Raw genomic sequence first — 13627 nt, 5'->3', positions numbered from 1 at the left:
GGAGTTCGCCCGCATGAAAATCGTCACTGAATTCCCACGAAAGATCGTCGAATTTCCGGATATGGGGATCATCATGCCGGACGGCTGCCGGCTGTCGGCGCGGGTGTGGATGCCGGCCGATGCTGCCGACGATCCAGTGCCGGCAATCCTCGAACACCTGCCCTATCGCAAGCGCGACGGCACGATCTATCGTGATCAGCTGACGCATCCCTATTTTGCCGGCCACGGCTACGCCTCGATCCGCGTCGACATGCGCGGCAATGGCGATTCCGAAGGGCTGATGGACGACGAATATTCCGAGCAGGAATTGCAGGACGCTTGCGACGTCATCGCCTGGGCGGCGGACCAGCCCTGGTGCAACGGCAATGTCGGCATGATGGGCATTTCGTGGGGCGGCTTCAACTGCCTGCAGGTAGCAGCCAAGCAGCCGCCGGCGCTGAAGGCGGTCATCAGTCTCTGTTCGACGGTCGACCGCTATGCCGACGACATCCACTACAAGGGCGGCTGCCTGCTGATCGAGAATTTCGGCTGGGCCTCGACCATGCTGTCCTATTCGTCAAGGCCGCCGGATCCGTTGCTGGCCGGCGACAACAGATGGCGCGACCTGTGGCTGACCAGGCTGGAGAACCAGCCATTCCTGGCACCGCTGTGGCTGAAGCACCAGCATCGCGATGCCTATTGGAAGCGCGGCTCGATCTGCGAGGACTATTCCGCCATCCATGCCGCGGTGCTGTCGATCGGCGGCTGGCATGATGGCTATCGCAATACGATTTCCCATCTCGCCGTCAATATCGAGGCGCCGGTCAAGGGCATCGTCGGCCCGTGGATCCACAAATACCCGCATTACGCCGCGCCCGAACCGCGCATCGGCTTCCTGCAGGAGGCCTTGCGCTGGTGGGACCGCTGGCTGAAGGACATCGACACCGGCGTCGAGGCCGACCCCGCCTACCGCGCCTATGTCATGGACAGCGTGCGTCCGGCGCGCTGGCATCCCGAGCGCCCGGGCCGCTGGGTCGCTGAATCGGAATGGCCGTCGCCCAACATCAAGACCCAAGAGGTTGAGCTTATCGCTGAAGGCAACCACGCTATCGTCGCTTCGCCGCAAAGCTGCGGCCTCGCCGGCGGCGAATATTTCCCCTTCACCTTCGGCCCGGAACTGCCGGGTGACCAGCGCCCCGACGATGCGCTGTCGGTGTGCTTCGACCAGCCGGTGCTGACCGAAACGGTCGACATTGTCGGTGCTCCCGAAGTTGTGGTCAGGGTCTCGTCGGACCGGCGCCAGGCGAACATCGCGGTTCGGCTGTGCGACGTCCATCCGGACGGGGCATCGGAGCTGATCTCGTACGGCGTGCTCAACCTGACGCATCGCAACTCGCACGAATTTCCCGAAGCGCTGGTGCCCGGCGAAACCGTCAGCGCCCGGGTGGTGCTCGACCAATGCGCCTATCGCGTGCCGGTCGGCCATCGCCTGCGCGTTGCCGTTTCGAACGCCTACTGGCCGATGATCTGGCCGTCGCCGGAGCCGGTCCGGCTGGAATTGTCGGCCGCGACATTGATGCTGCCGGTACGCCCGCCAGCGACAGGCGACGAGGTCACCTTCCCCGCTCCCGAAGGTGCTGCGCCCTGGGCAACGGAGACGCTTCGGCCCGCCAATTCCGAGCGTCATGTCGATCGCGACGAAAAGACCGGAATGATTACGGTTTCCATCGTCGACGATTTCGGTGAGGTGCGCGACCTGGAGCATGGCCTCGCCCACGGGAGCATCGCCAGGGAGACATGGGCGATCCATCCTGACAATCCGCTGTCAGCCTCGGGCAAGACGCATTGGAGCCAGACGCTGTCGCGAAATGGATGGTCGGTGCGCACCGAAACCTTCGCCGAAATGCGGTCCGACGCGCAAAGCTTCGTGGTTAGCGCCAGAATTGAAGCCTATGAAGGCGAGAAACTGGTCTTCGAGCGCAATTTCGAGGAGAAAATCCCGCGCGTGCTGCTTTGAGCGCTTATAGCGATTGGTCCAATTGCGACGCACGATTTACGCCACGGCATGTCGCATTCGGTCTTGCTTACCGCTTTCCCTTACGGTCATTATTCTCCCGATTGAAATGAGAAAAACGACCATAAGGTCGGACCAACAGAGTGAGGAACTCAACATGTCGAACGAACTGGAATATCTGAGCCGGCGCGTTGCGTCCGGCAAGCTGAGCCGTCGCGATTTTCTCGGCCGGGCAGCAGCGCTCGGCGTCACCGCAACCTTCGCCAATTCGCTGCTATCCAGCGCTTCCCGCGCGGCGGGTCCGGTCAAGGGCGGCACGCTCAAGGCCGGCCTGGTCGGTGGCGAGTCCACCAACAGTCTCGATCCGGCGCTGTTCATGACGCAGGTGCCGTTCGCCTTCGGCAAGATGTGGGGCGAACTGATCGTCGAACTGTCTCCCGAAGGCAAGCTCGAGAACCGCATTGCCGAGGAGATCGGCTCGTCGGACGACGCCAAGACCTGGACGCTGAAGATCCGCGATGGCGTCGAGTTTCACAACGGCAAGAAGGTGACCGCAGAGGACGTGGCCGCCACCCTCGAACGCCATTCGGACGAGAAGTCGAAGTCCGGCGCGCTCGGTTACATGAAAGGCATCGAGAGCATAAAGGCCAGCGGCAAGGAAGTGGTGCTGACGCTGAAGGAGCCGAATGCCGACCTGCCCTATCTGCTTAGCGACTATCACCTAATCATCCAGCCGAACGGCGGCAAGGACAAGGCCGATGCCGGTATCTCGGCGGGTCCTTACAAGGTCACCACCAACGAGCCCGGCGTGCGCCATGGCGGCGAGCGCTTCGCCAATTACTGGCAGGGCGACAAGATGGGCCATGCCGACCAGATAGAGATCATCGTCATCAACGACGCCACGGCCCGCACGGCGGCGCTGCAGGGCGGCCAGGTCAACATGATCAACCGGGTCGAGCCGAAGATCGTCGATCTGATCAAGCGCGTGCCCGGCGTCACCATCCGCAACCATTCGGGACCCGGCCACTACGTCTTCATCATGCACTGCGACACCGCGCCGTTCGACAACAACGACTTGCGGATGGCGTTGAAGCTGGCGATCGACCGCGAGGAGATGCTGAACAAGGTGCTGCGTGGCTATGGCTCGCTCGGCAACGACTTCCCGATCAATGCATCGTACCCGCTATTCACCGAGATCGAGCAGCGCAAATACGATCCCGATAAGGCCAAGTTCCACTACAAGAAATCGGGCCATGACGGTGCCGTCCTGCTCCGGACGTCGGACGTCGCCTTCCCCGGTGCCGTCGATGCCGCACAGCTGTTCCAGCAAAGCGCGGCCAAGGCCGGCATCAAGCTGGAGATCAAACGCGAACCGGGCGACGGCTACTGGTCGGAAGTCTGGAACAAGCAGCCCTTCTGCGCCTCCTACTGGGGCGGCCGGTCGACGCAGGACCAGATGTACTCTACCGCCTATCTGTCGACGGCCGACTGGAACGACACACGTTTCAAGCGTCCGGATTTCGACAAGATGGTGCTGGCGGCTCGCGCCGAGCTCGACGAGGCCAAGCGCAAGGCAATGTACCACGACATGGCTGTGATGGTGCGCGACGAGGGCGGCTTGATCCTGCCGATGTTCAATCAGTTCATCGACGCGACGGGCGCCAAGGTCGCCGGCTGGGTGGATGATCCGCATCAGGAGTTGATGAACGGATATGCTCTGGCGAAGTGCTGGCTCGAAGCCTGAGCCCGGCCTTGCGGATATGTCCTCACCCATCGTGAAACTGGTGGCCCAGCGCATCGCGCTGGGCATTCTGCTGCTCTTGGCCGTTTCGGTCCTGATCTTCGCCGGCACCCAAATCCTGCCCGGCGACGTCGCGCAAGCCATTCTCGGGCAGTCGGCGACACCGGAGTCGCTCGCCAATCTGCGCGAGCAGCTCGGCCTCAATGATCCCGCTTACATCCGTTATTTTCGTTGGCTCGGCGGCATCCTGACCGGTGATCTCGGCACGGCTATGTCGAGCGGTCAGGATATCGCAACCTCGATCAAGGGAAGGCTGTGGAACACGCTGTTCCTCGCCTTCTGGGCGGCGATCGTCGCGGTGCCGCTGGCGATCATCCTCGGCCTGATCGCGGTGCGCTACCGCAATGGCTGGGTCGACAAGCTGATCTCCGGGTTAGCGCTCGCCTCGACCTCGTTTCCGGAATTCTTCATCGGCTATGTGCTCGTCTTTTTCTTCGCGGTGCAACATCAATGGTTTCCCGCCATTTCCACGGTCTATGACGGGATGCCTTTCGGCGAACGCATTCAGGCCATAGCACTGCCGGCGGCAGCGCTGACCCTGGTGGTGCTCGCGCATATGATGCGCATGACGCGCGCTGCGATCCTCAATGTGATGCAGTCCGCCTATGTCGAGACCGCCGAACTCAAGGGGCTTTCGGCCTTCGCGGTCATCCGCAGGCATGCCTTCCCCAATGCCATCGCGCCGATCATCAACGTCGTGATGCTCAATCTCGCTTACCTGATCGTCGGCGTCGTCGTGGTCGAAGTTATCTTTGTCTATCCAGGCATGGGCCAATACCTCGTCGACCACGTCACCAAGCGTGACGTGCCGGTGGTGCAGGCGGTCGGGCTGATCTTCGCCGCCGTCTACATCAGCCTGAACATCATCGCGGACATAGCGGCGATCGTCGCCAATCCGCGCCTCAGACATCCGAAATGAGGGGGGCGGATATGCTCGTCATCAAACGCATCCCTATCCCGGCATTGGTCGGCATCGTGCTGACAGCGCTGTTCGTGCTGGCGGCGATCTTTGCGCCGTGGATCGCGCCGCACGGCAATGCCGAGATCGTCAGCGACGTCCCTTGGGAACCGATGTCGGCGGCGCATTGGCTGGGCACCGACAATCTCGGCCGCGATCTGTTGTCGCGCATGATCTACGGCGCCCGCATCACCCTGTTCATCGCGGTGCTGGCGACCGCGCTGTCCTTCTCGCTCGGCGCCATCCTCGGCTTTTCGGCTGCGGTTTTCGGCGGCTGGTTCGACACGCTTCTGTCGCGTCTCGTCGACCTCCTGATGTCAATCCCGACGCTGATCATGGCCCTTGTGGTGCTGTCGGTGCTGCCATCCAATCTGGTGACGCTGATCCTGGTCATGGGCGTTCTCGACTCGACCCGCGTCTACCGCCTGTCGAGGGCGGTCGCCGTCGATATCAACGTCATGGACTATGTCGAGGCGGCCAAATTGCGCGGCGAAGGCAGCGGCTGGATCATCTTCCGGGAAATCCTGCCCAATGCGCTGTCGCCGCTGGTTTCGGAACTCGGCCTGCGCTTCATCTATGCCGTACTGTTCCTGTCGACGCTGTCCTTCCTCGGGCTTGGCGTGCAGCCGCCGGACGCCGATTGGGGCGGCATGGTCAAGGAAAACAAGGATGGCATCGTCTTCGGCATAGGCGCCGCCCTCATTCCGGCGGCGGCGATCGCAGCGCTGGCGATTTCCGTCAATCTCGTCGCCGACTGGGTGCTCAACCGCACGACAAGCCTGAAGGGAGGACGCGGGTAATGGCTGACAAGCAACCGAAGCCCGGGCAACCGAAGCCCGGGCAACCAAAGTCCGGCGTGCTGCTCGACATACGCAATCTGCGCATCGAGGCCACGGTATATCCGCCTGGTGAGGCGCCGAAGAACATCGTGCTGGTGCACGATGTCTCGCTGACGCTCGAAAAGGGCAAGGTGCTCGGATTGATCGGCGAGTCCGGCGCCGGCAAATCGACCATCGGCCTGTCGTCGATGGGCTACGGCCGCGGCGGCGTGCGCATCACCGGCGGCGAGGTCATCCTCAATGGCCGCGACATCCTGAAGGGCGGCAACGAAGGGTTTCGCAAATTGCGCGGCCGCGAGGTCTGCTATGTCGCGCAATCGGCGGCAGCCGCCTTCAATCCGGCGCACAGGCTGATGGACCAGGTGGTCGAGGCAGCACTCCTGCACGGCACGGCGACGCGGGCCGAAGCCGAAAAGCGCGCCGTGGCGCTGTTCAAGAAGCTCAGCCTGCCGAACCCCGAAAGCATCGGCGAGCGCTTCCCCCACCAAGTCTCGGGCGGTCAGCTGCAGCGCGTCATGACGGCAATGGCGCTATGCTCGGAACCCGACCTGATCGTCTTCGACGAGCCGACCACGGCGCTTGACGTGACCACGCAGATCGATGTTCTGGCGGCGATCAAGGATGCCATCCGCGACACGCATGTCGCGGCGCTCTACATCACTCACGATCTTGCCGTCGTCGCCCAGGTCTCGGACGAGATCATGGTGCTGCGCCACGGCCGGCTGGTCGAATGGGGCGGCACCCGCCAGATCATCAAGGAGCCGCGCCAGGAATACACCAACGCGCTGGTTTCGGTGCATGAGATCGAACACCAGGAGCAGAAGCCCGGCACGAGCCCGTTCCTGTCGGTCAAGAACATCACCGCCGCCTATGGCCGCAGTCACATCAAGGTGCTGAAGAACGTCTCGGTCGATATTTTCGCCGGCCAGACGCTGGCGGTGGTCGGCGAGTCCGGCTCCGGCAAATCGACACTGGCGCGCGCCATCACCGGCCTCTTGCCGCCCGAACAAGGCACCGTCACCTTCGACGGACGGCCGCTCGCCAACCGGCTTGTCGACCGGCCGAAAGAGGATCTTCGCCAACTGCAGATGATCTACCAGATGGCCGACGTGGCGATGAACCCGCGCCAGACGGTCGGCACCATCATCGGCCGGCCGCTGGAATTCTATTTTGGGATGCGCGGGCGCGAGCGCGACAAACGCGTCGCCGAACTGCTCGACAAGATCGAAATGGGTAAAGGCTATGTCGACCGCTATCCGGCCGAGCTTTCGGGCGGCCAGAAGCAGCGCGTCTGCATCGCCCGTTCGCTCGCCGCCAAGCCGAAGCTGATCATCTGCGACGAGGTGACATCGGCGCTCGATCCGCTGGTCGCCCACGGCATACTGGAGCTGCTGCTCGAGCTGCAGAAAGAGGAAAACGTCGCTTATCTGTTCATCACCCATGATCTCGCAACAGTGAAGTCGATCGCCGATTCGATCGCCGTGATGTATCGCGGCGAAGTGGTGCGCTACGGGGCCAAGAGCAAGGTGCTGACGCCGCCCTTCGATGCCTACACCGATCTTTTGCTATCGTCGGTGCCCGAAATGGAGATCGGCTGGCTGGAAAAGGCGATCAAGGGACGGCGCATGGCCAGCGCGGGGAACTAGCGGGCCGCACTTTGCGCCCGACGATCCTGTCCGGGCGTGGATTGAACGGCAGGCCGGCCCTGACTTGTCCGATTAAGCCGCATGGAGGCGCCCTTGGCGCTCAACACAAAACTATTGCTCATCATCCTCGACGGCGTGCCTTACCGGAACTGGCGTCGGCTGATGGGCAATCTCGAAGGCTGGGTGCAATCAGGCGAAGCCCGCGTATGGAAAATGCGCTCCGTGCTGCCGTCGACCTCGGCATCCTGCTATGCCTCGATCCACACCGGCGTGCCGCCGCAAATGCACGGTATCCTGTCGAACGAGAACCGGTTTCGCGTCGAACAGCCGGACATCTTTTCCGAAGTCAGCAGGGCCGGCGGCAAGACCGGTGCGGTCACCCACTCCTACTGGTCCGAATTCTTCCGGGCCTATCCGTTCGATCTGGTCGAGGACATGGAGTTCGACCAGCCGGGCAGGCCGATCAGCCATGGCCGGTTTCACACCATGACCGGCTACAATGCCAGGAACCAGATGACACCGAGCGACGTCGACCTGTTCGCGACGTTGACCATGCTGACCGGGCGCTACGGCATCGACTACGGCATCCTGCACAGCTGTACTCTGGACTCGATGGGCCACCGCTTCGGCCATGACTGCCACGAGATGGATCATGCCGTCTATGCAATGGACGCCATGCTCGCCGGCTTCCTGCCGCGCTGGCGGGAAGCCGGCTACGAGGTGATCGTCACCGCCGATCATGGCCAGACCGATCGCGGCCATCATGGCGGCCACGACGAGGAGATGCAGGATTTCGCACTTTACTACTTCGGATCCGGCGAGGGTCCGGAAGCCAGTACGCTGCTCGATCAGTTGCAGCTCGCGCCGACGGTGCTTGCGCGCCTCGGCGTGCCGGTGCCGGCGACGATGAAGGCAAAGCCGTTCCTGAGTTGAGCGCGCGCCCTCTTCTCCCTCTGGCAACGCTCCCGCTCTTCAGTTAGCCTCCGCATATATACGGGCGGATGCGGTGAACCTTTTTGGGCCGATCAGCGACAGAGCAGGCAGGAGCCAGGCGGCTCGACCGGCGATGACGGCCGCGGAGACCGATCGCGCGCTTGTCGAGCGGGTCGCGAAAGGCGACCGTGCCGCCGTGCGGCTCCTGTTCATGCGCCACCACGCGCGGGTCTACCGCTTCGTGGCACGCCAGACGGGATCGGAACAGATGGCCGACGATATCGCGAACGAGGTGTTCCTCGAACTCTGGCGGCAGGCACCGGCCTTCGAGGGGCGCTCGGAGGTCTCGACATGGCTGCTCGGCATTGCCCGCTTCAAGGCGCTGTCCCTGCTGCGCAAGAAGAAGGAAGACTGGATCGACGACGATGACGCGGCCCAGGTCGCCGACGGCGCCGACACGCCTGAAGTCGTGACGATGAAGGAAGACAAGGCCGCCGCCTTGCGACGCTTTATCGATGCCATGCCGGAAGAGCACCGCACGGTGATCGACCTTGCCTATTATCACGGGCAATCGGTGAGCGAGATCGGCGTGGTACTCGGCATCCCGGTCGCAACGGTCAAGACCAGGATGTTCTACGCCCGCAAGAAACTCGGCGAAGCCCTCAAGGCCGCCGGTTACGACAGGGGGTGGCCATGAGCGCCGCTGAAAAGATGTCACGCCGCGACGAAATGGAAATGCTGCTGCCGTTTTATCTGAACGGCTCGCTGGAGGGCACCGAGCTCGAAGCCATCGAGGAATGGCTGGCGAGCGATCCGGCGGCGATGGCCGCACTAGGCGAGGCCGAGGCCGAATTCTCCGGCACCGCTGCCGCAAACGAGGCAATCCGCCCGCCGGCCGATGCGCTCAGCCGCTTTGCCAAGGCGCTCGACGCCGAGGCCGGCCCGTCCCGCGCGCCGGCGGCATCGTCCTGGCTGGCGCAGGCCTGGAGCCGCTTCATGGCGGTGCCCGCCGGCGTCGCCTGGGCCGCGGCCGCGGTGCTGCTGGCCCTGGTCGTCGCGCAATCCTTTGTGCAGACCGGCAACAGAGATGGCGATTTCGAGATTGCCGGATCGGAGGACGATCTGGCCAAAATGCCGTTTGCCCTTGTGAAGTTCAAGCCGGATGCGAAGCTGTCCGACATCATCGCTTTTCTCGACCAGAACCAGTTGAAGATCGCCGGCGGGCCGACCGCCGACGGCGTCTTCCGCGTCGGCGTCCCGGCCGAGACCGCTGCCGACTATCAGAAGCTGCTTGGCCTTATCGCCGCCCAGCCTTTCACCGAAGCTGCCCTGGAGGGAAGGAAACCGGCTGATGGCGGCTGAGGCGGTCATTCGATTGACGGCGGCGATGACAATCTTCGCCGCGTCCGCAATGGCGCAGACCAATGACCCGAACCTCACCCAGGCTGAGATCGACTGCCTGAACCGGGGAAGTGCTGCCAACGCCGACTGCGCCAAGGATGGCGGCGGCGTGAAGGATGGCGGCAAAGCGCCGGCTCATGGAACGACGGGCGCGGTGTTTCTTCCGGGCTTGATTGTCGACCTGTTCCCCAATCCTGCCGTAGTCACCGAGGCGCCGCTACCTCCTGGCAATACTGCAACCCCACCCGCCGTCGCGCCGGCAATACAGGCTGCGGTGCCGGGCGGTGCGGTGGTTGCGCCGACCGATCTTGTGGCAACCGAGCCGCCGCGCGCCGTGACCGGCGATTTCGTGCCCGACGAGGTGCTGGTCACCGTCAATGGCGATGCCGGCGCGGTCCAGCAGATCGCGGCCTCGTTCGGCCTCGAGATACGCTCGCAGCGGCAGTCGCGGCTGCTCGGCAACACGCTGGTGCGCTTCGGCATTCCCGATGGCCGCCCGGTCGGCGTCGTGCTGGCGCAGCTCGCCGCCGACGGCCGCACTTTGCGGCGTGAGGCCAACCATGTCTACTCGCTGCAGCAGGCGGCCAGCATCGCCAATTATGCGTTCGAGCGCATCGCGCTCGATGCCGACAAAGCCAGCGGCGAGAATGTGCGCGTCGGCGTCATCGACACCGGCATCGACGACGGCAATCCGGCGCTCTCCGGCGTCATCGCCGGGCAGTTCGATGCCATGCCCGACGTGCCGATCAAGGCGCGCGACCACGGCACTTCGGTCGATGGACTGATCGCCGGCACCGGCGCGTTCAAAGGCATGGCGCCGGGCGCCAGGATCTATCATGCCCGCGCCTTCGAGGGCGGCAAGTCGACCATGGACGTCATCCTTTCGGCGCTTGACTGGGCGGCGGAGCAGGATGTCCGCATCATCAATATGAGCTTCGTCGGCCCGAAGAACGACCTGCTCGGCATCGCCTGCCGCAATGCGCGTGCGCTTGGCATCGTGCTGGTTGCGGCCGCCGGCAATAACGGACCGAAGGCGCCCTATGGTTATCCGGCCGCCTTCGACGGCGTGATCGCGGTGACGGCCACCGATGCCAAGGACGGGCTGATGCCGCAGGCCAATCGCGGCGCCTATGTCTTCATCTCCGCTCCCGGCGTTGAGATGGTGGCGCCGAGCGGCGCCGGCTCGGACGTGGTGACCGGGACGTCCTTCGCCGCGGCGATCGTGACCGGCGCCGTCGCCAATCTGTTGCATGCCGCGCCCGACCGCTCCGCCGACTGGGTCGAGAAAGCACTTGCCGCCACGGCAAAGGATCTCGGCGCGAAGGGGCGGGACAATGACTTCGGCTACGGGCTTCTGAACACTAAGGCGGCCGAGGCGGCGAATGAATAGCCCGCTCAGGACGCGTTTTGCTGAGGACGTAGGAGAAAATAGAATGCGGCGACGTGCGTTATCATCAGCAGCGGTACGTAGATGATCGGGATCGCGTAGGTGGCGCCCAGTTCGCCTGCGCGTGCAGGAAGGCCGATCTGAATGGCGTGGTAATAGTCGACGATGAGGTCGACCGTCCCTGCGACGTTGAAGGCGACGACCAACGGCCAGAAGAGCGGGCGTATCCTCACCGTGAGCAGCGCCAGCATGGCCAGCACGCCGGTCGCGAAATCGCCGTAGGCGGCGAATACGGCGAAATCGGCGGGCAGATTGGGGCTTACGACGCCTGGAACGATGAAGACGAGCCCGAAGAATCGGAAGCTGTGCAGCGTAGCGATAGCGCGTTGCGCCGCGACCCGGTCCATCGACCTGAGCCACGGCAAACCGTACGCGCCGAAGCAAAGCAGCCACGCGACATAGCCGAGAACAAGATGGGTTTGGAACACCATTTCCGTGGACATTTGGCCTACTCTCAACAGTTGATGCTCGCGGCTTTAAGCCCGCTACCGCAATTCGACTATCCGGTGTAATCACAACAACCTATGAAGCAGAACTACACAGTCCGACATGGTGCGCTGGAGGGCGTCGAGGCGTTCCTGGCCGTCGCCAGGCGGCGTAACTTCCGCCGTGCCGCCGCCGATCTCGGCGTGACGCCATCGGCCGTGAGCCAAGCGGTGCGCGCGCTGGAAGCTCGCCTGGGCACGGCGTTGTTCGTCCGCACGACGCGGAGCGTTGGTTTAACCGAACCTGGCCAGCGGTTCCTCGACCGTGCCGGCCCGGCATTCGAGGAGCTCGTAGCGGCCGGCGAGGCTGCCCGCGATATCGGCCAGCGGCCGACCGGTCTGCTGCGCCTGTCTGTGCCTCGCGCTATCGTGCCGCTGATGTTGGAGCCGGTGCTCGCGTCGTTCTGCCAAGCCTATCCTGAGATCGAACTGGAGATCGCCGTGAGCGACCAGATGGTCGATCTCGCGACCGGCGGGTTCGACGCCGGCATCCGCCTCGGGCAACTCATCGCCGCCGACATGGTCGCGGTGCGGCTGACCCCGCCGTTCTCGTTCGTAGTCGTCGGCAGCCCTGACTATTTTGAGCGCTACGGCCGTCCCGAGCGTGTCGACGACTTGCGCCACCACGCCTGCTTACGCTTGCGCCGCTCGAATGGCGCCATCGCACCCTGGTCGTTCATCGATGGTAACGGTGCAATCGAAGCGATCGTCTCAGGCCCGCTGATTGCGCACGACTATTCGACATTGGTCGGGGCCGCGATGCGGGGCGTCGGGTTGGCGCAGACGCCGCGACCACTCGCCGAAGGTCCGATAGCCGAAGGAAAACTCCAGTCGGTGCTCGACGGCGTCGCCACGACGACGCCGGGTGTCTTCCTTTATCATCCCGGCAAGCGCCAAGTCCTGCCGAAGCTGCGCGCCTTCATCGATCACCTCAAATCCGCGGCCTGAGACCAGGACGCACCCGCTGGTGCTGGCCAACAGCCGCCAAGAGTCGACCTCGGCCGTTCAGAGTGATTGCCTCTAGGCCGGCGCGCCGGCGACCGATCCCCTGACCACCAGGTCGACCGGCCAGACTTCGCCGCGAGCGCCCTCCTCCAGGCCGGAAATCCGCGCCGCCAGCCGTTCGGCGATGCGCGCGCCGGCGAGGCGGATCGACGAACGCGTCGTCGACAATGGCACCGAAAAATTTTCCGGCTTCAGCCAGGGAAAGACGTCGTCATGGGCGATCAGCGACAGGTCGCCCGGAATGGTCAGGCCGAGATCGCGCACCGCGCGCACCACGCCGAGCGCCATGATCAGGCTGGAGCAGGCGATCGCCGTCGGCGCGTCGCTTTGTTCCAGCAAGCGCCGGGCGGCGCGATAGCCGTTCTCCTCGGTCATGGTCAGCGAACAGACATGCTGATCACGAAGCACCAGGCCGCTCGCCGCAAGCGCGCGGCGCACGCCGCGCTCGCGATGAATGGCGAAGGTCTCGCGATCGTCGCCGTTGATCAGCGCCAGACGCCTGTGACCGAGCTGAACGAGTAGCCGTGCCGCCTCGTGGAAGGCGCCCTCATTGTCGATGTCGGTGAACGGATAGTCGAAATCGAAGCCTTCGCTGCGGCCATGGACGATGAAGGGAATGCCGAGCGTGTTGACGAGTGCCACCCGCCGGTCGGCCGGCCTCGGCGACGAGATATAGACCGCGTCGACCTGCCGGTTGGCGACAATGCGGCGGTAGGTCGTCTCCTGGTCGTCGGCATCGGCCGGTGACAGCACCAGGTCGAGCTCGTGCGAACGCGCATAGTCGCCGAGGCCGGACAGGAACTCGACGAAATGCGGGTCGATGTCGACGGTCGTTCCCGTCGGCAGCACATAGCCGATCATGCCGGTCTTGCCGGTCGCCAGCCGGCGGGCGCTCGGATTGGGGCGATAGCCGTGACGCTTGGCGGCATCGACCACCCGCCGGCGCGTTTCCTCGTTGACTTCCGGGTAGCCGTTCAATGCGCGGCTCACCGTAGTCTGCGAAAGCGCCAGCATGTGGGAGAGCTGCTTGAGGTTCACCGGAGGCCTCCAACCTCAAAGCGCTTTTAATCTGAATCGAGCTAGCCGCTACGAACCGCGTTGCCGAGCGCACTGACCATA

12 protein-coding genes are annotated in these 13627 nt (G+C 64.0%); 10 read left to right on the top strand and 2 right to left on the bottom strand.

Annotated features, from left to right (window positions below):
- Positions 1–13 precede the first annotated feature (13 nt).
- The 9 genes from NKI72_RS00145 (at position 14) to NKI72_RS00105 (ending at position 10961) form a co-directional block, all read left to right on the top strand.
- Positions 14–1996, top strand: a complete 1983-nt coding sequence (locus NKI72_RS00145) for a CocE/NonD family hydrolase (protein WP_352830233.1) — start codon at positions 14–16, stop codon at positions 1994–1996.
- Positions 1997–2150: 154 nt separating this feature from the next.
- Positions 2151–3737 (top strand): ABC transporter substrate-binding protein, encoded by a 1587-nt coding sequence (locus NKI72_RS00140; protein WP_352849757.1) that lies wholly within the window; start codon positions 2151–2153, stop codon positions 3735–3737.
- A gap of 16 nt (positions 3738–3753) precedes the next feature.
- Positions 3754–4713, top strand: coding sequence for an ABC transporter permease (locus NKI72_RS00135; RefSeq protein ID WP_352469849.1), 960 nt, complete (start codon positions 3754–3756; stop codon positions 4711–4713).
- Between the two features lie 11 nt (positions 4714–4724).
- The gene (locus tag NKI72_RS00130; RefSeq protein ID WP_352469848.1) at positions 4725–5552 is read left to right on the top strand and encodes an ABC transporter permease; all 828 of its coding nucleotides are present in this window, start codon (positions 4725–4727) and stop codon (positions 5550–5552) included.
- Entirely contained in the window at positions 5552–7237 is a 1686-nt protein-coding gene (locus NKI72_RS00125) for an ABC transporter ATP-binding protein (RefSeq protein WP_352830224.1), read from the top strand. The genes NKI72_RS00130 and NKI72_RS00125 overlap by 1 nt, the downstream gene beginning before the upstream one ends.
- 93 nt (positions 7238–7330) lie before the next feature.
- Positions 7331–8170: an alkaline phosphatase family protein gene (locus tag NKI72_RS00120; RefSeq protein WP_352830222.1), complete on the top strand. Its 840-nt coding sequence runs from the start codon at positions 7331–7333 to the stop codon at positions 8168–8170.
- Between the two features lie 133 nt (positions 8171–8303).
- Complete coding sequence (locus NKI72_RS00115) at positions 8304–8867, top strand: sigma-70 family RNA polymerase sigma factor (protein ID WP_352830219.1); 564 nt, start codon at positions 8304–8306, stop codon at positions 8865–8867.
- The gene (locus tag NKI72_RS00110) at positions 8864–9532 is read left to right on the top strand and encodes an anti-sigma factor (RefSeq protein ID WP_352830216.1); all 669 of its coding nucleotides are present in this window, start codon (positions 8864–8866) and stop codon (positions 9530–9532) included. The genes NKI72_RS00115 and NKI72_RS00110 overlap by 4 nt, the downstream gene beginning before the upstream one ends.
- Complete coding sequence (locus tag NKI72_RS00105) at positions 9522–10961, top strand: S8 family serine peptidase (RefSeq protein WP_352830212.1); 1440 nt, start codon at positions 9522–9524, stop codon at positions 10959–10961. Before NKI72_RS00110 ends, NKI72_RS00105 begins: the two co-directional genes overlap by 11 nt.
- A 5-nt stretch (positions 10962–10966) precedes the next feature.
- Here the strand turns inward: NKI72_RS00105 and NKI72_RS00100 are convergent, their stop codons facing one another.
- On the bottom strand, positions 10967–11461 hold the full coding sequence (locus NKI72_RS00100; protein WP_352830210.1) for a DUF8737 domain-containing protein: 495 nt from the start codon (positions 11459–11461) through the stop codon (positions 10967–10969).
- A gap of 81 nt (positions 11462–11542) precedes the next feature.
- Between NKI72_RS00100 and NKI72_RS00095 the strand changes: the two genes are divergently transcribed.
- A complete protein-coding gene (locus tag NKI72_RS00095; protein WP_352469841.1) occupies positions 11543–12451 on the top strand; it encodes a LysR family transcriptional regulator in 909 nt (302 codons plus the stop codon).
- Positions 12452–12523: 72 nt separating this feature from the next.
- Here NKI72_RS00095 and NKI72_RS00090 read toward each other — a convergent pair whose 3' ends face one another.
- Complete coding sequence (locus NKI72_RS00090) at positions 12524–13546, bottom strand: substrate-binding domain-containing protein (RefSeq protein WP_031213013.1); 1023 nt, start codon at positions 13544–13546, stop codon at positions 12524–12526.
- Positions 13547–13627: the final 81 nt, after the last annotated feature.

Source organism: Mesorhizobium sp. M0437 (genome assembly GCF_040321335.1).
GTDB lineage: Bacteria > Pseudomonadota > Alphaproteobacteria > Rhizobiales > Rhizobiaceae > Mesorhizobium.
This window is presented reverse-complemented; position numbering and strand designations above follow the sequence as displayed.

Coding starts and splice junctions, on each gene's coding strand:
- NKI72_RS00145 (WP_352830233.1), top strand. CDS start 14: ATGAAAATCGTCACTGAATTCCCACGAAAGATCGTCGAATTTCCGGAT.
- NKI72_RS00140 (WP_352849757.1), top strand. CDS start 2,151: ATGTCGAACGAACTGGAATATCTGAGCCGGCGCGTTGCGTCCGGCAAG.
- NKI72_RS00135 (WP_352469849.1), top strand. CDS start 3,754: ATGTCCTCACCCATCGTGAAACTGGTGGCCCAGCGCATCGCGCTGGGC.
- NKI72_RS00130 (WP_352469848.1), top strand. CDS start 4,725: ATGCTCGTCATCAAACGCATCCCTATCCCGGCATTGGTCGGCATCGTG.
- NKI72_RS00125 (WP_352830224.1), top strand. CDS start 5,552: ATGGCTGACAAGCAACCGAAGCCCGGGCAACCGAAGCCCGGGCAACCA.
- NKI72_RS00115 (WP_352830219.1), top strand. CDS start 8,304: ATGACGGCCGCGGAGACCGATCGCGCGCTTGTCGAGCGGGTCGCGAAA.
- NKI72_RS00110 (WP_352830216.1), top strand. CDS start 8,864: ATGAGCGCCGCTGAAAAGATGTCACGCCGCGACGAAATGGAAATGCTG.
- NKI72_RS00105 (WP_352830212.1), top strand. CDS start 9,522: ATGGCGGCTGAGGCGGTCATTCGATTGACGGCGGCGATGACAATCTTC.
- NKI72_RS00100 (WP_352830210.1), bottom strand. CDS start 11,461: ATGTCCACGGAAATGGTGTTCCAAACCCATCTTGTTCTCGGCTATGTC.
- NKI72_RS00095 (WP_352469841.1), top strand. CDS start 11,543: ATGAAGCAGAACTACACAGTCCGACATGGTGCGCTGGAGGGCGTCGAG.